This window comes from Aquabacter sp. L1I39 (assembly GCF_017742835.1).
Lineage (GTDB): Bacteria > Pseudomonadota > Alphaproteobacteria > Rhizobiales > Xanthobacteraceae > L1I39.
The window spans coordinates 4,640,694-4,659,603 of the sequence record NZ_CP072392.1; the positions used below are offsets into that span (position 1 = coordinate 4,640,694).

Annotated in this window: 16 protein-coding genes; 8 read left to right on the plus strand and 8 right to left on the minus strand. The window is 66.1% G+C overall.

Translation table 11 applies throughout. The features are described from left to right. Positions 1 to 22 precede the first annotated feature (22 nt). Entirely contained in the window at positions 23 to 1,033 is a 1,011-nt protein-coding gene (locus tag J5J86_RS21035; RefSeq protein ID WP_209101777.1) for a cation diffusion facilitator family transporter, read from the plus strand. Here the strand turns inward: J5J86_RS21035 and J5J86_RS21040 are convergent. After that, positions 1,027 to 1,230, minus strand: a complete 204-nt coding sequence (locus J5J86_RS21040; RefSeq protein WP_209101780.1) for a DUF1737 domain-containing protein — start codon at positions 1,228 to 1,230, stop codon at positions 1,027 to 1,029. The two genes, J5J86_RS21035 and J5J86_RS21040, sit on opposite strands and share 7 nt — an antisense overlap. 283 nt (positions 1,231 to 1,513) lie before the next feature. On the opposite strand from J5J86_RS21040, the gene J5J86_RS21045 reads away from it, so the two are divergent. Together J5J86_RS21045 and J5J86_RS21050 are read left to right on the plus strand one after the other, a co-directional pair. Continuing rightward, positions 1,514 to 4,294, plus strand: a complete 2,781-nt coding sequence (locus J5J86_RS21045) for a S8 family serine peptidase (RefSeq protein WP_209101782.1) — start codon at positions 1,514 to 1,516, stop codon at positions 4,292 to 4,294. Between the two features lie 343 nt (positions 4,295 to 4,637). Next, positions 4,638 to 7,346, plus strand: a complete 2,709-nt coding sequence (locus J5J86_RS21050) for a S8 family peptidase (RefSeq protein WP_209101785.1) — start codon at positions 4,638 to 4,640, stop codon at positions 7,344 to 7,346. A 45-nt stretch (positions 7,347 to 7,391) separates the two neighbouring features. Here the strand turns inward: J5J86_RS21050 and J5J86_RS21055 are convergent, their stop codons facing one another. Further along, positions 7,392 to 8,066: a DJ-1/PfpI family protein gene (locus J5J86_RS21055; protein WP_209101788.1), complete on the minus strand. Its 675-nt coding sequence runs from the start codon at positions 8,064 to 8,066 to the stop codon at positions 7,392 to 7,394. 3 nt (positions 8,067 to 8,069) lie between these two features. Further along, on the minus strand, positions 8,070 to 8,948 hold the full coding sequence (locus tag J5J86_RS21060; protein ID WP_209101790.1) for an HpcH/HpaI aldolase/citrate lyase family protein: 879 nt from the start codon (positions 8,946 to 8,948) through the stop codon (positions 8,070 to 8,072). 92 nt (positions 8,949 to 9,040) lie between these two features. Between J5J86_RS21060 and J5J86_RS21065 the strand changes: the two genes are divergently transcribed. Next, on the plus strand, positions 9,041 to 9,790 hold the full coding sequence (locus tag J5J86_RS21065) for a DUF429 domain-containing protein (protein WP_209101793.1): 750 nt from the start codon (positions 9,041 to 9,043) through the stop codon (positions 9,788 to 9,790). A 13-nt stretch (positions 9,791 to 9,803) separates the two neighbouring features. Here the strand turns inward: J5J86_RS21065 and J5J86_RS21070 are convergent, their stop codons facing one another. Then, positions 9,804 to 10,607, minus strand: a complete 804-nt coding sequence (locus J5J86_RS21070) for a glycerophosphodiester phosphodiesterase (RefSeq protein WP_209101796.1) — start codon at positions 10,605 to 10,607, stop codon at positions 9,804 to 9,806. A 287-nt stretch (positions 10,608 to 10,894) separates the two neighbouring features. Between J5J86_RS21070 and J5J86_RS21075 the strand changes: the two genes are divergently transcribed. After that, the gene (locus J5J86_RS21075; RefSeq protein ID WP_209101799.1) at positions 10,895 to 12,391 is read left to right on the plus strand and encodes an acetyl-CoA hydrolase/transferase family protein; all 1,497 of its coding nucleotides are present in this window, start codon (positions 10,895 to 10,897) and stop codon (positions 12,389 to 12,391) included. 171 nt (positions 12,392 to 12,562) lie between these two features. On the opposite strand, the gene J5J86_RS21080 is transcribed toward J5J86_RS21075, so the two are convergent. Then, positions 12,563 to 13,597: an aspartate-semialdehyde dehydrogenase gene (locus J5J86_RS21080; RefSeq protein WP_209101808.1), complete on the minus strand. Its 1,035-nt coding sequence runs from the start codon at positions 13,595 to 13,597 to the stop codon at positions 12,563 to 12,565. Positions 13,598 to 14,001: 404 nt separating this feature from the next. Between J5J86_RS21080 and J5J86_RS21085 the strand changes: the two genes are divergently transcribed. From J5J86_RS21085 to cysW, 3 genes are all read left to right on the plus strand, one after another. Beyond that, positions 14,002 to 14,328, plus strand: coding sequence for a hypothetical protein (locus J5J86_RS21085; protein ID WP_209101810.1), 327 nt, complete (start codon positions 14,002 to 14,004; stop codon positions 14,326 to 14,328). 127 nt (positions 14,329 to 14,455) lie between these two features. Beyond that, entirely contained in the window at positions 14,456 to 15,277 is an 822-nt protein-coding gene (gene cysT, locus J5J86_RS21090) for a sulfate ABC transporter permease subunit CysT (protein ID WP_209101811.1), read from the plus strand. Positions 15,278 to 15,279: 2 nt separating this feature from the next. Next, positions 15,280 to 16,155 (plus strand): sulfate ABC transporter permease subunit CysW, encoded by an 876-nt coding sequence (cysW, locus tag J5J86_RS21095; RefSeq protein ID WP_209101814.1) that lies wholly within the window; start codon positions 15,280 to 15,282, stop codon positions 16,153 to 16,155. A gap of 41 nt (positions 16,156 to 16,196) precedes the next feature. Here the strand turns inward: cysW and J5J86_RS21100 are convergent, their stop codons facing one another. From J5J86_RS21100 to J5J86_RS21110, 3 genes are all read right to left on the minus strand, one after another. Beyond that, positions 16,197 to 17,690, minus strand: coding sequence for a multicopper oxidase family protein (locus J5J86_RS21100; RefSeq protein WP_209101816.1), 1,494 nt, complete (start codon positions 17,688 to 17,690; stop codon positions 16,197 to 16,199). A gap of 185 nt (positions 17,691 to 17,875) precedes the next feature. Beyond that, positions 17,876 to 18,358 (minus strand): hypothetical protein, encoded by a 483-nt coding sequence (locus tag J5J86_RS21105; RefSeq protein ID WP_209101819.1) that lies wholly within the window; start codon positions 18,356 to 18,358, stop codon positions 17,876 to 17,878. 149 nt (positions 18,359 to 18,507) lie between these two features. Further along, positions 18,508 to 18,813, minus strand: a complete 306-nt coding sequence (locus J5J86_RS21110) for a lipopolysaccharide assembly protein LapA domain-containing protein (protein ID WP_247657749.1) — start codon at positions 18,811 to 18,813, stop codon at positions 18,508 to 18,510. Positions 18,814 to 18,910 lie beyond the last annotated feature (97 nt).

Consider the following 18,910-nt stretch of genomic DNA (forward strand, 5'->3'; position numbering starts at 1 on the left):
CGCGCTTGACGGCGCGTGCCCCATGGCGGCACATGGCGCGGGCGGTGTGAGTGTGGTGGTATCGGGGGGCGCCGGGTTGGTGGCGCGGACGGGAAAGGGGGCGGGGGTGAAGGGGTCTGCGAGCCAGCAATTGTCGTTCCAGGCGATGATCTTCGTCATCTGCCTGTTTCCCTTCTACATCCTGGCGGCGACGCTGACCAATTCGGCGGCGGTGCTCACCGACCTGCTGGCCACCTCCTTCGACCTGACCTCGCTGACTGCCTGCTGGCTGGTGCTGCGCATCGCCCATAAGGGGCCGGGGGAGCGTTATGCCTATGGCCTCGGCAAGCTGGAGAACCTCGCCGAGCTGATGATCGCCATATTGCAGGTGATCCTGGTCATCATCGCCAGCGTGCGCGCCGTCTCCAGCCTCATGCATCCGGAGGCGGTGAGCGGGGCCTGGCTCGGCCTTGCGGTGACCGCCGCCGCGGTGTGCGGAAATGTCTTCCTCAACCGCAAGGCGACGCGCCTCGCCCGCGAGACCCGCTCGCCGGTGCTCGCCGCCCAGGCGCGGGTGCACTTCATCTCAGCGGTGTCGTCCGGCTCGGTCTTCTGCGTCACCGTCATCACCTCAACCTTCCACCAGATCGAATGGGTGGCCTATCTGGACCCCATCGCGTCCTTCCTGGTGATCGGGCTGATGGTGTTCAACATCTTCGAGATGATGACCAATTCGCTGGGCTCCCTGCTCGATCAGGCGATCGGCGAGGCGGGACAGCTGCGCATCCTCAAGGCCCTGACCACCCAGTTCGACGAGTTCGAGGAACTCGGCGACATCCGCACCCGCCAGCATGGCGGCAAGATGCTGGTGGAATTGCACCTGGGCTTCGATCCCCATTGGAGCGTCGCCCGCGCCCGCGAGGCGGTGGCGAAGCTCTCCAATGCCGTGAAGGAGGAGTTCGGCCAGGTGGGTGACACCGTGGACGTGTCCGTGGTGCTCCTGCCGCCCACCGCCCGCACGTTTCAGGCGGCGCTCGGCGAGGCGGCTCAGTAGTCCGACAGGGTGACGTCGTCCGTCCAGTCGCCGGGCACGTCCTTCACGATCACCTGCCCGCAAATGACGCGGCCCTTGACCGGATCGAAGGTGAGGGTGGGCGCGCCATAAAGCTGCCACCCCTTGTTCAGCGCCGCGCTCACGCGCTTGCAGAAGGCGCTGTCGTCGGGACCCGTGAGATAGCGATAGAGCTTCATAAGGCGGCCTCTGCCGGGTGGATGGGACCATGCGGTTATAGGCGCGCGCGGCAGGGGCGCAAATGGGCGTATGCGCGCTTTCCGTCCCGGCTCGCGGCTGCAGGGGTCGAAGAAGCGTAAGCCGAATGATGGTTCCGCGCATGAAAGTTTACGTAAGAATTGCCGACTATCATGCTTTGCGCAGTTTAATATATCTTAGTCTTTCGTTGACATGCGGCCGTGGAAGGCCCGAAAACACAGCCCGTATTTGTGCCCCTACTGGTGTGGGCGGGGAGTGCTAGGCATGGCCAAGACCTTTATACCGACGGATCCCCTGTTTGGCGCACAGTGGCACCTGCTCAATACGGGGCAGGACATTATGGGCCTGCCGCAGGCGGAGGGCGCCTATCGCAACGACATCAATGTCACCGGCGTATGGCCCGATTATACGGGCGAGGGGGTGGTGGTCGCCGTGATGGACAATGGCTTTCAGGCCAGCCATCCCGATATCGCCCCGAACTATCTGGCCGATAAGTCCTATTATTTGACCCGTAACCAGCCCGGTCAGGTTGATGGCGACCACGGCACGGCGACCCTCGGCCTGATTGCCGCCGCTCAAAATGATCTTGGCGGCGTGGGTGTCGCATATGGCGCCAAGGCCATCGGCTACACCACCGACGGCGTCATTGAGCGCTCCGGCTTGGTTGAGATTGATAATTTCACGCCAGACTTCATCAAGGCAACCGCACGAATGCTGATGGATGGCGTCAGCGTCAGCAGCAACAGCTGGGGCATGCCGCTTCGCCAAACGCCATTTCAGGATGCGGCCAAGCAGGACATCTATGCCGCGGCGTTCACGGATCTCGTGAGCCTGGGCCGCGACGGCCTCGGCATTTCTGTTTTGTTCGCGGCCGGCAATAACACAGCGCTGACCTCGCAAGTGAAGCAGAACACCAATTTCTATCCGACGACGAGCCTACCCCAAGCGATCGTGGTGGGCGCCGCGACCGTGGAAGGCAAAGCGACGGACTACACAATCCCGGGCGCCAATGTGCTGGTCGCAGCGCCAGGCAGCGGCACCAAGTCCACCTCCGTTCCCACCGTGTCGGAGGTGTCGAGCATCGTCACCACCGACCTTCTGGGCGAGGCCGGCCTCAACAAGACGCCGGACGGGGACTATACGAATCTGTGGGATGAAGCCACGCACAGCCATGGGTTCAACGGCACCTCGGCTGCCACACCCATTGCGGCCGGCGTTGTGGCGCTCATGCTTGAGGCCAATCCGAACCTTGGCTACCGCGACATCCAGGAAATCCTGGCCTACAGCGCCAAGACGCCGGACGGCGTTGCGGAGTGGAAGACGAACGGAAGCTCGGACTGGAACGGCGGCGGGCTCCTCTATGACGACCATCTCGGCTTCGGGTTGATCGACGCCCACGCGGCGGTCCGTCTTGCCGAGACCTGGCAGAAGCAGAGCACCTACGACAACCTCGTCACCCTGACCCAGTCCGTTTCCGGGTCGACCGATGCGCTGGTGGTCGCCGCAGGTCAGGCGCGGCATGTGGACCTGAGCTTCGAGGATCTCATCCGCGTTCAGCACGCGACGCTCTCGATCAATGCGGGGGTGAACGCGGGGTTCGGGTCGCTCACGGGATCTCTGGAAGACATCTCCATTTCGCTGACCGGACCCGACGGCGTCACCACCGACCTTTTCATGGACGCGTCCTATTATCAGTTCGTGGGGGTCAGTGGACCTCTGCGGTTTTCCTTCGACACCGTCCATAATTGGGGAGAGATGTCGAACAGCGGCAAATGGACGGTCAATATCACCAATAATGGCGACGCCGACCTTGTGATCTATGCTGAGCTAGCGCTACTCGGCGACGCCGTCACTGCCGGCGAGACTTTCATCTATACAGACGATTACGCCCGTCTGGGTACGGATGACATCGACCGGACCATCCTCTCCAGCACCCAGGCGGGTCCCCACACCCTCAATGCGGCGGCGGTGACCTCCGACACCACGGTCAATCTGTGCTGCGACGAGGCCACCATCGCCGGCGTCGTCACCTATTTCACCCCCGACATGCGCTTTGCCCGCGTGGTGACGGGCGATGGCAATGACACGCTCACGGGTGACGAGGGCGACACCGTCTTCTTCACCGGCCGCGGCACCAATAGCGTGGAGGGCGGCGGCGGCCACGATACCCTGCAATTCCTGTGGGACTTCAAGGCCTACAGCCAGAGCGCCTATGGCATCCAGACGGTCATCGTCGGGGCCGACAGTGTCGATTATGCCACCGACATCGCCGCGCTCCAGTTTGCCGATGGCACGCTGACGCTGGGCCATGATCCGCTGGTCAATGACCTCTTCTATGCCGGCCAGGTGGCCAGCCTGCTGGATTCCGGCACCACCGCCGAAAGCCATTATGACAGCGTGGGCTGGAAGGCGGGGCTCGACCCCAACGGGGTATTCGACACCTCCGCTTATCTGGCCAATCATGCGGCGCTGAAGGCGGCGGGCACCAATCCGCTGGATTATTTCCACGAAACCGGCTGGAAGAATGGCGATGATCCTTCGGCCCGCTTCGACACCTCGCTCTATCTGAAGCTCAACCCGGACGTGGCGGCGGCGGGGGTCGATCCGCTCCAGCACTATCTGCAATACGGCATCCATGAAGGGCGCGAGGTGCGGCCCGTGGTGGACAGCGCCCATCTGCAGGATGGCGGCATGTTCGACGGCACCTTCTATCTCCTGGCCAATGAGGACGTGGCGCTGGCGGGGGCCAATCCCTACGAGCACTGGATCGCTTATGGGCAGAAGGAAGGGCGCGATCCCAACGCCTATTTCGACATCAGTTACTACCTCTCCGCCAATCCCGACGTGGCGGCGGCGGGGGCCAATGCCGTTGATCACTACATGACCTATGGCTGGAAGGAAGGCCGCGATCCCTCCGCCAATTTCGATACCGAAGGCTATCTCGACCATTATGCGGACGTGGCGGCCGCCGGCATTGACCCGCTGGTCCACTATCTCGTCTATGGCATCGGCGAGGGCCGCCAGGCGAGCTGGGACCTGGCCTGACGGCCGCGTTCAAGACCGCGCGCGGGCGCGGCCTCGCGCGCGGCCCATCCGAGCCAAAGCCATCCGCGCCGTTGGCCCGGCCTTTCAAGCGACACGGCGAGAGCAAGCCCATGGGCCCACGCAGGGTGCGAGCGGAGGTCGGGCTGCAGCCGGGGATCTGCCTTTGTTTCGGGTTGGGTGCATTGATCGGAAGTAAGGTTTGATGAAATAGATCTTAGTTCATTTTCTAGGGCTTATTCTGTCAGATCATTTGTGTCGTAGTCTTTCATTGACAATTTACATTGGTCGCGCCGTAAAATGACCCAGAGGGATGTGCCTTGCACGTACGGTGGGGAGGGTCGGCATGGCCAAGAGCGTTGGATATTGGGATCCGCTGTTCGACGATCAGTGGCACCTGCTCAATACCGGGCAGGACATCATGGGTCTGCCGCAGGCGGAGGGCGCCTATCGCAACGACATCAACGTCACCGGCGTATGGCCCAATTACACCGGAAAAGGCGTGGTGGTCGGTGTCCTGGACGACGGTTTCCAGGCCGACCACCCGGATTTGAAGCAGAATTATCTGGCGGATAAGGCCTATAACTTCATCACCGAAACCCCCGGCCAATATCCTGGGGACCATGGCACGGCCACCACGGGCCTCATCGTGGCGGCGAACAATGGCGTGGGCGGGCTGGGCGTTGCCTATGAGGCATCCGCCATCGGCTATACGAGTGCCGCGATCGGCCCCTCCATTCTCTATAGTTTCGTAAAAGCCGCCAGCCACATGCTGCAGGACGGCGTGGACGTCAGTTCCAACAGCTGGGGTGCGCCGTTCGAAACCCCATTTGGCGGGGCGTTGCTGCAGCCGGTCTTCAACAATGTCACCCTGAATCTCGCACAGATGGGCCGGGACGGATTGGGGACGGTCACCGTCTTCGCCGCCGGCAACGGACGGGCAGAGAACGAGCATACGGCCTCGGTGGTGACGGGCGGCTCGCCCTTCGTGATCCTCGTCGCCGCTGCCAATGCGGACGGCACGGTGGCGAGCTATTCCACGGCCGGCACCAGTGTGCTGGTGGCTGCCCCGGGCAGCGGAAACACGCTGGACGGACCCGCGAACGAACTCCCCAGCATCGTCACCACGGACCTGACGGGCACCGCCGGCTACAATATCCAGGAAGACGGCGACTACACCAATGTCAGCGGTGCGGGAAGCTACGGCTTTTCGGGAACCTCCGCTGCCGCGCCCATCGTCTCAGGGGTGGTCGCCCTGATGCTGGAAGCCAATCCCCTTCTCGGCTATCGGGATGTCCAGGAAATCCTCGCCTACAGCGCCAGGAATCCCGCGCAGGTGGCCACCTGGCAGACCAATGGCGCGGGCGACTGGAACGGGGGAGGCCTGCTGTTCAACGATGATCTCGGCTTCGGCCTGGTGGATGCCCATGCGGCCGTGCGGCTGGCCGAGACCTGGACCAAGCAGAGCACGTTCGACAATGCCGCCCGGCTTTCAGCCACCTTCTCCAATGGTTCGGTCACCCTCGCCAGCGGCGAAAGCGTGAACCTGTCGGTGCGGTTCGAGGATGTCATCCGTGTGCAGCACGCCCTGGTCGGGCTCCATATTCAAGCGCCGAACTCTGGATTGGAGAACCTGTCCGTCAGCCTGATCGGGCCGGATGGCACATCGAACCTGTTCATGGACCCCTCTGTCTACGCGCCCTCCGCATCGATCGGATTGACGGACCTGTCTTACACATTCGATACGGTGAGAAGCTGGGGGCAGATTTCAACATCCGGCGATTGGGTTCTGTCCGTCTCCAACAATACGGGGGGCGCCGTTTCGTTCGAAGCTGGTCTTTGGCTGATCGGAGATGGTGTCAATGTCGGTGAAACCTTCATCTATACCGACGATTACGCCCGCCTCGGCGCCGAGGACGCGGATCGCACCACCCTCTCCAGCACCCAGCCCTATCCCCACACCCTCAATGCGGCGGCGGTGACGTCCGATACCTGGGTCAATCTGAGTTCCGACGCGGCCAGGGTCGCCGGGGTCGACACCCATTTCACGCCGAGCCTGCGCTTTGGCCGCGTGGTGACGGGCGACGGCAATGACACGCTCAAGGGCGACGCGGACGACACGGTCTTCGTCACCGGGCGCGGCATCAACAGCGTGGATGGCGGCGGCGGCTATGACACGCTGCAATTGCAGTGGGAGCTCAAGAGCTACAACCAGAACGCCTATGGTGCTCAGACCATGATCATGGGCATCCAGAGCACCGACTTCGTCAGCAACATCGCCGCGCTCCAGTTCGCCGACGGCACATTGCTGCTGGACGATGATCCTCTGGTCAACGACCTCATGTATGCGGGCTATGTCCCGAGCCTTTTGAATTCCGGTCTCACCGCGCGGGACCATTATGACAGCGTGGGCTGGAAGGCGGGGCTGGACCCCAACGGGATGTTCAGCACCACCGCCTATCTCGCCAATCACGCCGCGCTCAAGGCGGCCGGGACCAATCCGCTGGATTATTACCACGAGACCGGTTGGAAGAATGGCGATGACCCTTCCGCTCGCTTCGATAGCTCGCTCTATCTGAAGCTAAACCCGGACGTGGCGTCTGCCGGGGTCGATCCGCTCCAGCACTACCTGCAATATGGCATGCATGAGGGCCGGCAGGTGCGCCCGGTGGTGGACAGCGCCCGTCTGGAGCATGGCGGCACGTTCGACGCCACCTTCTACCTCTTGTCCAATGTGGACGTGGCTCTGGCGGGCGCCGATGCCTATGAGCATTGGAGCGTCTATGGCCTGAAGGAAGGGCGGGATCCCAACGCCTATTTCGATGTCAGCTATTATCTCCAGGTCAATCCGGATGTTGCGGCGGCGGGGTCCAACCCGCTCGATCACTACATGACCTATGGCTGGAAAGAGGGCCGCGATCCCTCGCGCGGCTTCGATACTGAGGGCTATCTCGACCATTACGGGGACGTGGCGGCCGCTGGCGTCGATCCTCTGGTCCATTATCTCATCTACGGCATTGGCGAAGGCCGTCAGGCGACCTGGGACCTGGCCTGAGTGGCGCGGGCGGCGGCTGGCGCGCCCCGCCCGCATCTCACCGTCTCAGGCCGGGAGCCTTGCCCCGGCCTCCCGTGCGGCGGCTTCGCGGGTGCGCTGGAACTCGTCCGTGCGGGCGCGAATCTCCGCCTCCAGGCGCTGGCGCACCGCGCCGTCCATGGCCGCCAGATAGGCCTCATATTCCAAGGCGAGGGCGATGCGCCCCGCCTCGTCCGACCCCGCCAGCTCGGACACGATCTCCAGCGCCACATCGAGCCCGGCGCTCGATCCCGCCCCCGTCACCCGGTTGCCGTCCCGCACCACCCGCGCGCGGGTAGGCTCCGCGCCGAGCAGCGGCAATTGATCCGCCGACAGCCAGTGGCAGGCGGCGCGGTGGCCCTTCAGCAGGCCCGCCGCGCCGAGGAGCAGCGCGCCGGTGCTCACCGAGCCGATGATCCGCGCCTCCTGCGCCATGTAGCGCAGGAAGGTCAGCACGGTGTCATCGGCCATGAGCTTCACCTGCCCCGGCCCGCCCGGCACGAACAGCACGTCGCACCGGTCCAGATGGCCGAACTTGGTGGTGGGCTCCAGGGTCAGGCCCGCCGCGTCGGTGATGGCGCGGGTGGACTTCCAGGCCAGATGCACCTTGGCCTCGGGAAGCCGCGCCAGCACCTCGAACGGCCCGGTGAGGTCGAGCTGCGTCATGCCGGGATAGGCCAGCATGACGATGGTGTGGGCCATGGCTCAGGCGCGCGCGGCGATGGCGTCGGCCAGCGACACGGTGCGCCGCGCCATGTCCGCATGCATGCGCTCCACCATGCGGCCGTCCAGCTGGATCACGCCCTTGCCGGCATTTTCCGGCTGGTCGAAGGCGGCGATGATGGTGCGGGCGCGGGTGACCTCCGCCTCGGGCGGGCTGAAGGCGGTGTTGCAGGGTTCGATCTGGGCGGGGTGGATCAGCGTCTTGCCGTCCATGCCCAGCTCCACGCCCTGCTGGCACTCGGCTTTGAAGCCCTCCATGTCCTGGAACTGGTTCCACACGCCGTCCAGCACGTCGATGCCATAGGCATGGGCGGCGGCCACCGACAGGGTCAGCCAGGGATACATGGGCGCGCGGCCGGGAATGAGGGCGGCGCGGGTTTCCTTGGCCAGGTCGTTGGTGCCCATCACGAAGACCGCGAGGCGGGTGATGGGGTCGCGCGCGGCGGCGGCGATGTCCTTCACGGCGAAGATGGCGAGCGGTGTCTCGATCATCGCCCACACGCGGGTCTCGGCGGGCACGCCCAGCGCCTCCAGGCGACGGCCGACGGTGACGAGTTGCTCGGGATCCTGCACCTTGGGGATGAGGATGGCATCGGGACGGGCGGAGGCGGCGGCCTCAATGTCGTCACTGCCCCACGGCGTGTCCAGCCCGTTGACGCGGATCACCACCTCGCGGGGGCCGAAGCCGCCGGCCTTCACCGTCTCCACCACGCGGGTGCGGGCCTCCAGCTTGGCGTCGGGGGCGACCGCGTCCTCCAGGTCCAGAATCACGCCATCCGCCGGCAGGGTCCGCGCCTTTTCCAGCGCGCGGGCATTGGAGCCGGGCATATAAAGGACGCTGCGGCGCGGGCGGATGGTCATGTGGGCTCTCCCCAGAGGTTGTTGCGGTGCAAAGCTAGAGCGATGCGACGCAAGAGGGAAGCGGGCCGTTGGTCGGGCGGGAGGAGAAGAATATGCGGTTCCTGGGGATGGACGGGTGTCCGGGCGGCTGGGCGTGTCTTTATTGGGATGGGGCGCAAGGGCTCGAAATCCTGCGCCTGCCGACGGTGGAGGCGGCCATGGCGCATCTGGGGCCCGAGGGCTTTGCCGCCGTGGACATGCCCATCGGCCTGCCGGAGCGCAGCTTTCCCGGCGGGCGCGCCGCCGAGCGGGCGGTGCGCCCGCTGCTGGGCATGCGCCAGTCCTCGGTCTTCTCGGTGCCGTCGCGGGCGGCGGTGGAGGCGGGCACGGACGAGACGATCCCGGACGTGGAGCGCTATCGCCATGCCTGCACGGTGGCCCGGGCGACATCGGAGCCGCCCCGCTCCATCTCCAAGCAGTGCTTCGCCATCTTCCCCAAGATCCGCGAGATCGACCTTCTGCTCCAGCGCCGGCCGGACCTGTTGCCCCGCTTGTGGGAATGCCATCCCGAAGTGAGCTTCCGCACCATGCTGGGCGGGCCTGTGCCCGTGGCGAAGAAGGTGAAGGGGCGCATCAGCGAAGACGGTCTCAAATTCCGGCGGGAGCGCCTTGCCGAAGCCGGCTTTCCCGTGGCCGACCTCACCCAGGACACGGCGCGGCGCTGGCGCATGGGCTGGGACGATCTGGTGGATGCCGCCGCCTGCGCCTGGACCGCCTGGCGCATCGGCACGGGCGTCGCGCTGTCTTTTCCCGACCCGCCGGAGCGGGATGCCAAGGGCCTGCCGGTGGCGATCCGCGCCTGAGCGATGCGTCGCCTCAGCAGGCGCGGTCCGGCGCCACCACGGGGCGGTCGCAGGTGATGCGGTAGACATCCGCCCGCGCCAAAGCGCGCACCTGGCTTTGGGAGGCCACCAGCCAGGCGGAGACATCGGTCCCGGCGGCGCGGCAGGTTTCCACCCAGCCCTCGTTTTCCAGCAGGTGCCGGCGCCGCAGCATCATGGTGCGGTCGCCGGAAAGTTCCGCGAAGGCGGGGAGGTCGCCGATGTCGGAGCCGATCAGCCCCAGCGCGACCGTTTCGCTTTCTCCCCGCACGGTGCGCAGATAGTCGAGCTGGAAGGAGCAGAAGCAGGTCTGGGCCTCAAGCCCGGCGTCCCGCACCACCCGCACCATCTCGGCAATGCCGGCGGATGTCGCGGGCTGCTTGATCTCCGCATAAAGGCGCGCGCCCCGCGGCTTGGCCAGCGCCACCACCTGCTCGAACAGGGGAATGCGCTGGGGCGGCCAATTGGGCCGACCCGCGGCGGCATTCAGCCCGGTGATGTCGGCGAGCACGAGATCCGCCACGGCGCCGGTGCCGTCCGTGGTCCGCTCGAGTGTGGCGTCATGGAGCACCACGGGCACGCCGTCCTTGGTGAGCCGCAGGTCGAATTCCAGGGAGTGGTAGCCAAGGTCGAGGGCCTGGGAGAAGGCGGCCAGCGTATTCTCCGGCGCCATCTGGGCGAAGCCGCGATGGGCGATCACCTCCACCTTGCCGGTGGGGCAGACCAAGGTGGCGTCGCCAGCATGGGCGCCAGCCGCAACCAGCGGGCTGGCCGCTGCGCTCGCCAGGAGCGCAAGCACACCGCGCCGGTCCCATCTCCCATCTTTAGGCAAATCATCCTCTCCCTCGGTTGCGCGGTTCGCATAGCACGGTCCGCCTTGGCGCAGAACTGGCGGGGCCGTCACGCTTTCTTGTACCGCAGATGGCGCGCCGCGCCTTGTTGCGCAAGGCTTTCCCCCAAGCAGTCGGGCACCCGCCGGTGCGGCCGCTCGGTCCGCCCTGTCCGACCTAAGGAGAATTCCAGGCTGTGCGCGCCCATGCGCTTATGCCTTGCTTCCCGCAGCATCGGACCCAAGGACCCTGCTTCATGCCGCATGACCGTATCCGTCTCGCTTCCCTCCAGGACAAGGTGGTGAGCGCCGAGGAGGCCGCATCCCACATCAAGGACGGCATGATCGTGGGCATGAGCGGCTTCACCCGCGCAGGCGAGGCGAAGGCTGTGCCCCTGGCGCTGGCGGAGCGGGCGAAGCGCGAGCCTTTCAAGATCACCCTCGTCACCGGCGCCTCGCTGGGCAACGATTTGGACAAGCAACTGGCCGAGGCCCATGTGCTCGCCCGCCGCATCCCGTTCCAGTCGGACAGCTATCTGCGCAAGGCCATCAATGCCGGCGAGGTGATGTTCATCGACCAGCATCTGTCCGAGACGGTGGAGCATCTGCGCACCCACCAGCTTGGTCCCATCGACGTGGCGGTGGTGGAGGCGGTGGCCATCACCGCCCAGGGCGGCATCATCCCCACCACCTCGGTGGGCAATTCCGCCACCTTCGCCATCCTTGCCGAGAAGGTGATCGTGGAGATCAACCTCACCCAGCCGGTGGAGCTGGAGGGGCTGCACGACATCTATATTCCCACCCGCCGGCCGTTCCGCGAGCCCATTCCAGTGGTCGCCCCCGAAAGCCGGGTGGGCCTGCCCTTCATCCCCATTCCGCCGGAGAAGATCGCGGCCATCGTGGTCACCGCCAAGCTGGATTCGGCCTCCACCGTCCTGCCGCCGGACCCCGAGACCGCCGCCATTGCCGGCCATCTCATGGACTTCCTCGACAATGAGGTGAAGCGCGGGCGCCTCACCCACCGCCTTCAGCCCCTCCAGGCGGGCATCGGCACCATCGCCAATGCGGTGATGCACGGCTTCATCGAGAGCCCCTTTTATGACCTGACCATGTATTCGGAGGTGCTCCAGGATTCCACCTTCGACCTGTTCGACGCCGGCAAGCTGAACTTTGCCTCCGGCTCCTCCATCACCTTGTCCAAGGCCAAGCATGACGCGGTGATGCCGCAGATCACCCGCTACAAGCCGCGCCTGATCCTGCGACCGCAGGAAATTTCCAACCACCCGGAGATCATCCGGCGCCTGGGCATCATCGGCATCAATACGGCGCTGGAATTCGACCTCTACGGCAACATCAATTCCACCCATGTGGGCGGCACCCACATGATGAACGGCATTGGCGGCTCGGGCGATTTTGCCCGCAACGGCTATCTGTCCGTGTTCGTCACCAAGTCCATCGCCAAAAGCGGGGCGCTGTCCTCCGTGGTGCCCATGGTCTCCCATGTGGACCATACCGAGCATGACGTGGACATCGTGGTGACCGAAATGGGCCTGGCGGACCTGCGGGAACTGGCACCCCGCGAACGCGCCCGAGTGATCCTGGCCAATTGCGTGCATCCGCTCTATCGCGATGCGCTGGAAGACTATTATGCCCGTGCGCTCGCCCGGGGTGGCCATACGCCCCATGTGCTGGAGGAAGCGCTCTCCTGGCATGTCCGGGCGCGGGAGACCGGCTCCATGCAGATGGCGCGCTAGAGCATGCGCCGATCAGCCTGCACCGCAGGCTGATCGGATCACGCATTCTCTATCAATAAGTTAGAGGGCGATTCACCGATCAGATTGGTTCAATCTGATTGGATCGCGCTCTAAAGCCCAAACGAAAACGGCGCCCGCGAGGGCGCCGTTCCAGCTTGGATCAAGCCTTTCTCACGCCGCCTTGCGGCGGGAGGTGATGAGCTTGCGGTTCACCAGCACTTCCGCGATCTGCACCGCGTTCAGCGCCGCGCCCTTGCGCAGATTGTCCGACACGCACCAGAAGGCGATGCCGTTGTCCACCGTCGGGTCGTCGCGCAGGCGCGAGATATAGGTGGCGTCCTCGCCGGCCGCCTCGTGGGGCGTGGCGTAGCCACCGGGCTCGCGGGTGTCGATGACCAGGATGCCGGGCGCCTCGCGCAGAATCTTGCGCGCCTCGTCCGCCGACAGGGGCTTCTCGAACTCCACGTTCACGGATTCAGAGTGGGAGATGAACACCGGCACCCGCACGCAGGTGGCGGTGAGCTTGATCTTGGGGTCGAGGATCTTCTTGGTCTCGACCACCATCTTCCACTCTTCCTTCGTGTACCCGTCCTCCATGAACACGTCGATCTGGGGGATCAGGTTGAAGGCGATGCGCTTCGGGAACTTCTTCGGCTCCACCGGATCGGAGACGAACACCGCGCGGGTCTGGCTGAACAGCTCGTCCATGGCATCCTTGCCGGCGCCGGAGACGGACTGATAGGTGGACACCACCACCCGCGTGATGGTCGCCGCGTCGTGCAGCGGCTTCAGCGCCACCACCAGCTGCGCCGTGGAGCAGTTGGGATTGGCGATGATGTTCTTCTTCTTGAAGCCCACGATGGCGTCGGCATTCACTTCCGGAACGATCAGGGGAACGTCCGGGTCCGTGCGCCACTGGGAGGAATTGTCGATGACCACGCACCCGGCCGCGCCGATCTTCGGCGAGTATTCCTTCGACACGGCGCCGCCCGCCGACATCAGGCAGATGTCGGTGTCGGAGAAGTCGTAGGTGGCGAGGTCCTTCACCTTCAGGGTTTTATCGCCATAGGAGACCTCGACGCCCATCGAACGGCGCGACGCGAGTGCGACCACCTCATCGGCGGGAAAGCCCCGCTCGGCGAGGATCGAGAGGATCTCCCGGCCCACGTTTCCCGTGGCGCCGGCTACTGCGACCTTGTAGCCCATGACGTCCCTTCAGGCTTGCCGGCACCCTTGGCCGGAAACGCGCGTTTCTAGGCCCATCGGCCGTTCCATGCAACGCGCATTTCCCGCGCCGCAGCGCCGCTCCTGACGCAGGGGTCGCTTGCTCGGGTCCGCCGAGCGGGGGGAGGGGTGTTGCCCCCCGGTCACGTGGACGCGACTTTCGCACCCCGGCCGGCCCTCGGGGCGGATTTGACGATGATCATTAATGCGTTGTCGATCAATGCCCTATAAGAGAAGTTCGTCGTCCCCGCCCGCGCTTGCCGCTTGAGGGGAGGGCGATGCTGGGCAGGAACCGACCTCGACCGGACGGACTTCCTCGCTTAGATTGCAGATTGGGCTGCGACCGAATGGGATTCGGCGTAGCCATGTTCGGGCTGGAGGGTTCAATGCGTGTCGCGCCGCTTCTCACCATCGCCGCCGCGTTGATGTTCGCGGGGGTTGGCGTGGCTGAAGCCCAATCCACGTCGACCTCGACCTCGACCTCTTCGGCCTCCTCGGCCCAGTCCAGCGTCAAGAAGCGCACGCGCACCACCGTCGACATCTCCAAGCGTTCGCCGCTGGATGCTGGCACCGTGGTGAAGCCCGGTTCAAAGTCGTACCTCGACTATGCGCTGCCGTCGGGCTGGTTCTATCCGACCTATGGCGCCGTGGACGGGGGTTTCGTGCCCGGCCGTTACCCGCTGCCCGGCCGCTTCGACCTGCCCGGTTACTGAGCTGCGGCGCGGCCGCCCGTTCAGGGCCGGTCGCGCTCGACAAGCGCCCCCGCGCCCGCCATAACGGCCCGCTCTGTCCGGCGGACGTCCGTCAGCCGGTTCGTCGCAAGCCTGGGGGGATTGGCTCATGTTCAGCGTCATTCCAGGCTTTCGCCTGTCCCTCGGCCTCACGCTCACCTATCTCGCGCTCATCGTCCTCCTGCCCATTTCGGCCTTGCTGCTGAAGGCGGCGGACGTGGGGCTTGAGCGCTACATCGCCATCATCCTCTCCCCCCGCACGCTCGCCTCCTTCCAGGTGACCATCGGCACGGCGCTCGCCGCCACCGCCTTCAATGCGGTCTATGGCCTGATGCTGGCCTGGGTTCTGGTGCGCTACGAGTTCCCCGGCAAGCGCTTCCTCGACACGCTGGTGGACGTTCCCTTCGCCTTGCCCACGGCGGTGGCCGGCCTCGCGCTCACCGCGCTCTTCGCCAAGAATGGCTGGTTCGGCGCCCCGCTCATAGATCTCGGCATCCAGGTGGCCTATGCGCCGGCGGGCATCATCTGCGCCATGGCCTTCACCTCCATTCCCTTCATCGTGCGCACGGTGCAGCCGGTGCTGGAGGACCTCGCCCCTGACGTGGAGGAGGCGGCCACCACGCTTGGCGCCTCCGAATGGCGGGTGTTCCGCACCGTGATCCTGCCCGCCATCTTCCCGGCTTTTCTGGCCGGCTGCTCGCTGGCCTTCGCCCGCTCGCTGGGCGAGTTCGGGGCGGTGGTGTTCATTGCCGGCAACCAGCCGTTCCGCACTGAGATCGTGGCGCTGCTGACCTTCATCCGTATCGAGGAATATGACTATCCCGCCGCTGCGGCGATTGCGGCCACCATGCTGGGCCTCGCTTTCGTGATGCTGGTGTGCGTCAACCTCATCCAGTCCTGGCACCAGCGCCGGGCGATCCGGGAGGATTGAGCATGAGCGGCGCATCCTCTTCCAACCGCCAGCGGGTCGGCGATGGCCGGCGCACCCGGCTTGTCCTCATTTCCCTGGTGCTGCTGGTGACGCTGGTGGTCCTGCTGGCCCCGCTCGCCTCCATCTTCTCGGAGGCGTTCAAGCGCGGCACGGCGGCCTATCTGGAGAGCCTCGCCCGCCCCGATACGCTGCATGCCATGGGCCTGACGCTGTTCACCGCACTGATCTGCGTGCCCGTGAACGTCGCCTTCGGCATCGCCGCCGCCTGGGCGGTAACCAAATTCTCCTTTCCCGGGCGCGGGCTGCTGCTGGCCCTGATCGAGCTGCCTTTCTCCATCTCGCCCATCGTGGCGGGCGTGGCCTATCTCTTCGTCTATGGCGGGCAAGGGCTGTTGGGGCCGTTCCTGGAAGCCCATGACATCAAGATCATGTTCGCCATTCCCGGCATCGTGCTGGCGAGCCTGTTCGTGACGGCCCCCTTCGTTGCCCGCGAGATCGTGCCGCTGATGATGGCGCAGGGCCGCGAGGAGGAAGAGGCGGCCGTGACGCTCGGTGCCTCCGGCTGGCGCATCCTGCGCACGGTGACCCTGCCCAATGTGCGCTTCGCGCTGCTTTATGGCGCCGCGCTCTGCAATGCCCGCGTCATGGGCGAGTTCGGCGCCGTCTCGGTGGTTTCGGGCAACATCCGGGGCAAGACCTCCACCTTGCCGCTCCAGGTGGAGCTGCTCTACCAGGACAGCCAGGTGGTGGGCGCCTTCGCGGCGGCCACGGTTCTTGCCATGGTGGCGCTCGTGACCCTCGTTGCCAAGCTCGTCATTGAGCGGATGGATGAGGAGCGCGCCCGCCTCCAATTGCCGCGCGGCCCCGCCGGCCATTGAGACGCGGGCGGGAGCGACCCCGCCCGCAGGGTGAGACCTGCCTATCCCACCCCCTCATAGGCCACGAACGCCATCATGCCTGCCTCCATGTGGTAGAGGTGGTGGCAGTGGAAGGGCCAGCGGCCGGGATTGTCCGCATCGAAGGCGATCTTCACCCGCGCCATGGGCGGCACCAATACCGTGTCCCGCACCGCGCCATTCACGGCCCGGCCATTGATCTCCACCACCTGGAAGCGGTGGCCATGCAGATGCATGGGGTGGGACATCATGGACATGTTCGCCATGGCGATCTCCACCCGCTCGCCGCGCCGCACGGTGAGCGCCTGCGGCCCGTTGATGGCCCAGCGATAGCCGGCCATGCTGCCGGTGAGCGTCACCGGATAGAGGCGGTCGACGGGGCGGCGGGGCAGGGGCGCCAGCGGGCGCAGGGTTTGCTCGAGGGCGACGTCGACCACGCCCGCCCTGCTCTCTCCCTTCGCCGCGAGCTTGCGGACGGACGCACCAGGTGTCGCCAGGACAATGCCGGTGCGCTCACGTTCTCCCTCGCGCAAGGCGAGGATGGGCCAGGCTCCGCCCTCGGCCGGCAAGGCGAGGCGGATGTCGATGCGCTGGCCCATGCTCAAGGGGAAGGTGCGCCCCCGGACCGGCTGCACCGGCTGGCCGTCCACCGCGATGACCTCGCCCTCCAGGGCGCCGGTGGCGATCTGAAAGGCGGTGGCCGAGGCGCCGTTGATGATGCGAAGCCGGACCTTCCCGCCTTTGTCCACCTGGACCATCTGGGGGTCATCGAGGGTGCGGTCATTGGCAAGGTAGGCGTCATAGGCGATGTCGTTCAGGTCCATGGCGCCGCCGGCTCCGTGTCCCATCGCGCCATGCCCCATTTCGCCGCGGGACGAGCCGCTATGGCTCATGCCGGCATGCCCCATCATGCCCCCGGGCATGGCGCCTGGATTCAGGCCCGCCGCGCCATGATCCATGCCGCCCGCGCCGCCGCGCAGGCGGGCAAGGAGCTCCTCCGCCGGGGTGAAGGAAAAGTCGTGCAGCAGGATCACCACCTCCTGCTCGTCGCGGGCAGCATCCGCGCGGCTGCGGACGATGAGCGGGGCCGCGAGCAGGTTCTGCTCCTGGAGCGTATGGGCGTGCATCCAATGGGTGCCTCCGGGCCCGACCGGGAAGTCATAGGCGCGGTCCTCGCCAGGGCCGAGCAGCGCAGCGGGATTGCCCGGCACGCCATCCTGCGCCCAGGGCGGGGTCAGGCCGTGCCAATGGATCAGGCTCGGCGCGTCGATGCGGCTGGTCAGGCTCACATCGAAGGTGTCCCCCACATTGAAGATCAGGCCCGGCGTGCCGTCGGCCTGGACAAGGCCGAACACCGAGGCGGCACGCTTGTTCACCTCCAGGGTCCGCGTGGTGATGGCCAGCGGCTGGGTCCTGGGTTGCGTCTGGGCGAAGGCCGAGCGCCCCAGGGGCAGGCCGGAAGGGACGAGCGTGGCCGCGCCGATGGCGCAGCGTTTGAGAAAGTCTCTGCGGTTCATGATGGATCTCGATCGGTCGCGCGGCACCGGCCGGGCCTCGTCGTCCAGTGGCGATGGCCGTGAGGGGGCAGGCACGCGAGGGCAGGGACCCCATGGGCGGCGCAGGTGCCGGCTGAATCGCTCGCGATCCGGCACGCGTACGGGAGCGCGCGCTCACGGGGCTTGACGAAGGCGCGGGAGCGCCGTCAGGCCTGCGCGCTGCGGGGTGGATCGAAGGCCTCGCCCGGCGGCAGGCCGTCGGGCAGCAGCGTCGCGTGTGGGGTGAGGCTCTCCCGGGCGGCGGGCGCCGCAGTCACGCTCGCCCCGACGACCGCCGGCAGGCAGGCGGGACAGGCGGCCAGGCAACAGGCATGAAGGATGCCCCCGTCCGAGCCCGGCGCGCCGGTATCCATCATCTGGGCCTTCGACGCTTGCGGCGTTTCGAGGGCGGCGGGGTGGTTGGCGGGGTGAGCGGACGGGGGGGCGAGGGGCGCCGCCGCTCCGGCGACGTCATGGCCAACCAAAGAAGCCGCGGCCACCTCCATCGCCAGCCTTTGCTCGCATTGCGGCCCCATTGCCTGGGCTGGAACCGAGACAGCGGTGGGGAAGGAGAGGGCAAGCACCACCGCCAGCACCCGACGCAGCACCGGCATGAGCCGGAGGCGGAGGGGTGGGCGGGCGTGTGTCATCCGATGGCACCGGGAGGGTGGGAAGCTGAAGACATCATAGCGCGAAAGCGCGCCGCTGTCCCGGTTCCGCTGGCGTGGAGGCAGGAGGCGCAAGGAAGCGGACCCGCGCAGGTGCGCCGGTCGTCAGCCGTGGCCTCGTCGATGCCCGCTCAGGAGCGGCGAACCGGCGCGGGCAAAGCCGGGCCGGCTTTCGGCTCGGGCGCGACCTTGCGGGCGCGGCGGGCATCGCGACGGGCCTGACCCTGGCCGAACCAGGCGACGCATCCGCCCAGGATCACGCCCAAGATCAGGGCGCCGAAGATGATGACGAATAGCGGCAGATTGACCGACACCACCGGCGCATTGGCGCTGAACGGGTCGAGCGAAAGCATCACCATCCGCCGATTGGCGACGGCGAGCGCCACCACCACGATGCAGAGAGGGAGGCCGATCACCAATGAGAGAATGCGCCGCACGGTCACTCGCTTGCCGGAATGGATGCCTGTCCGGACCCGGTCTTCACGGCCGATGCCGCACCGGGGCCGCGCTTGTTTGCCCAGTCAATTGCCCAGT

Excerpts from the sequence above, each read along its gene's own strand:
- J5J86_RS21035 (WP_209101777.1), top strand. The coding sequence starts at position 23 with ATGGCGGCACATGGCGCGGGCGGTGTGAGTGTGGTGGTATCGGGGGGC.
- J5J86_RS21040 (WP_209101780.1), bottom strand. The coding sequence starts at position 1,230 with ATGAAGCTCTATCGCTATCTCACGGGTCCCGACGACAGCGCCTTCTGC.
- J5J86_RS21045 (WP_209101782.1), top strand. The coding sequence starts at position 1,514 with ATGGCCAAGACCTTTATACCGACGGATCCCCTGTTTGGCGCACAGTGG.
- J5J86_RS21050 (WP_209101785.1), top strand. The coding sequence starts at position 4,638 with ATGGCCAAGAGCGTTGGATATTGGGATCCGCTGTTCGACGATCAGTGG.
- J5J86_RS21055 (WP_209101788.1), bottom strand. The coding sequence starts at position 8,066 with ATGGCCCACACCATCGTCATGCTGGCCTATCCCGGCATGACGCAGCTC.
- J5J86_RS21060 (WP_209101790.1), bottom strand. The coding sequence starts at position 8,948 with ATGACCATCCGCCCGCGCCGCAGCGTCCTTTATATGCCCGGCTCCAAT.
- J5J86_RS21065 (WP_209101793.1), top strand. The coding sequence starts at position 9,041 with ATGCGGTTCCTGGGGATGGACGGGTGTCCGGGCGGCTGGGCGTGTCTT.
- J5J86_RS21075 (WP_209101799.1), top strand. The coding sequence starts at position 10,895 with ATGCCGCATGACCGTATCCGTCTCGCTTCCCTCCAGGACAAGGTGGTG.
- J5J86_RS21080 (WP_209101808.1), bottom strand. The coding sequence starts at position 13,597 with ATGGGCTACAAGGTCGCAGTAGCCGGCGCCACGGGAAACGTGGGCCGG.
- J5J86_RS21085 (WP_209101810.1), top strand. The coding sequence starts at position 14,002 with ATGCGTGTCGCGCCGCTTCTCACCATCGCCGCCGCGTTGATGTTCGCG.
- cysT (WP_209101811.1), top strand. The coding sequence starts at position 14,456 with ATGTTCAGCGTCATTCCAGGCTTTCGCCTGTCCCTCGGCCTCACGCTC.
- cysW (WP_209101814.1), top strand. The coding sequence starts at position 15,280 with ATGAGCGGCGCATCCTCTTCCAACCGCCAGCGGGTCGGCGATGGCCGG.
- J5J86_RS21100 (WP_209101816.1), bottom strand. The coding sequence starts at position 17,690 with ATGAACCGCAGAGACTTTCTCAAACGCTGCGCCATCGGCGCGGCCACG.
- J5J86_RS21105 (WP_209101819.1), bottom strand. The coding sequence starts at position 18,358 with ATGACACACGCCCGCCCACCCCTCCGCCTCCGGCTCATGCCGGTGCTG.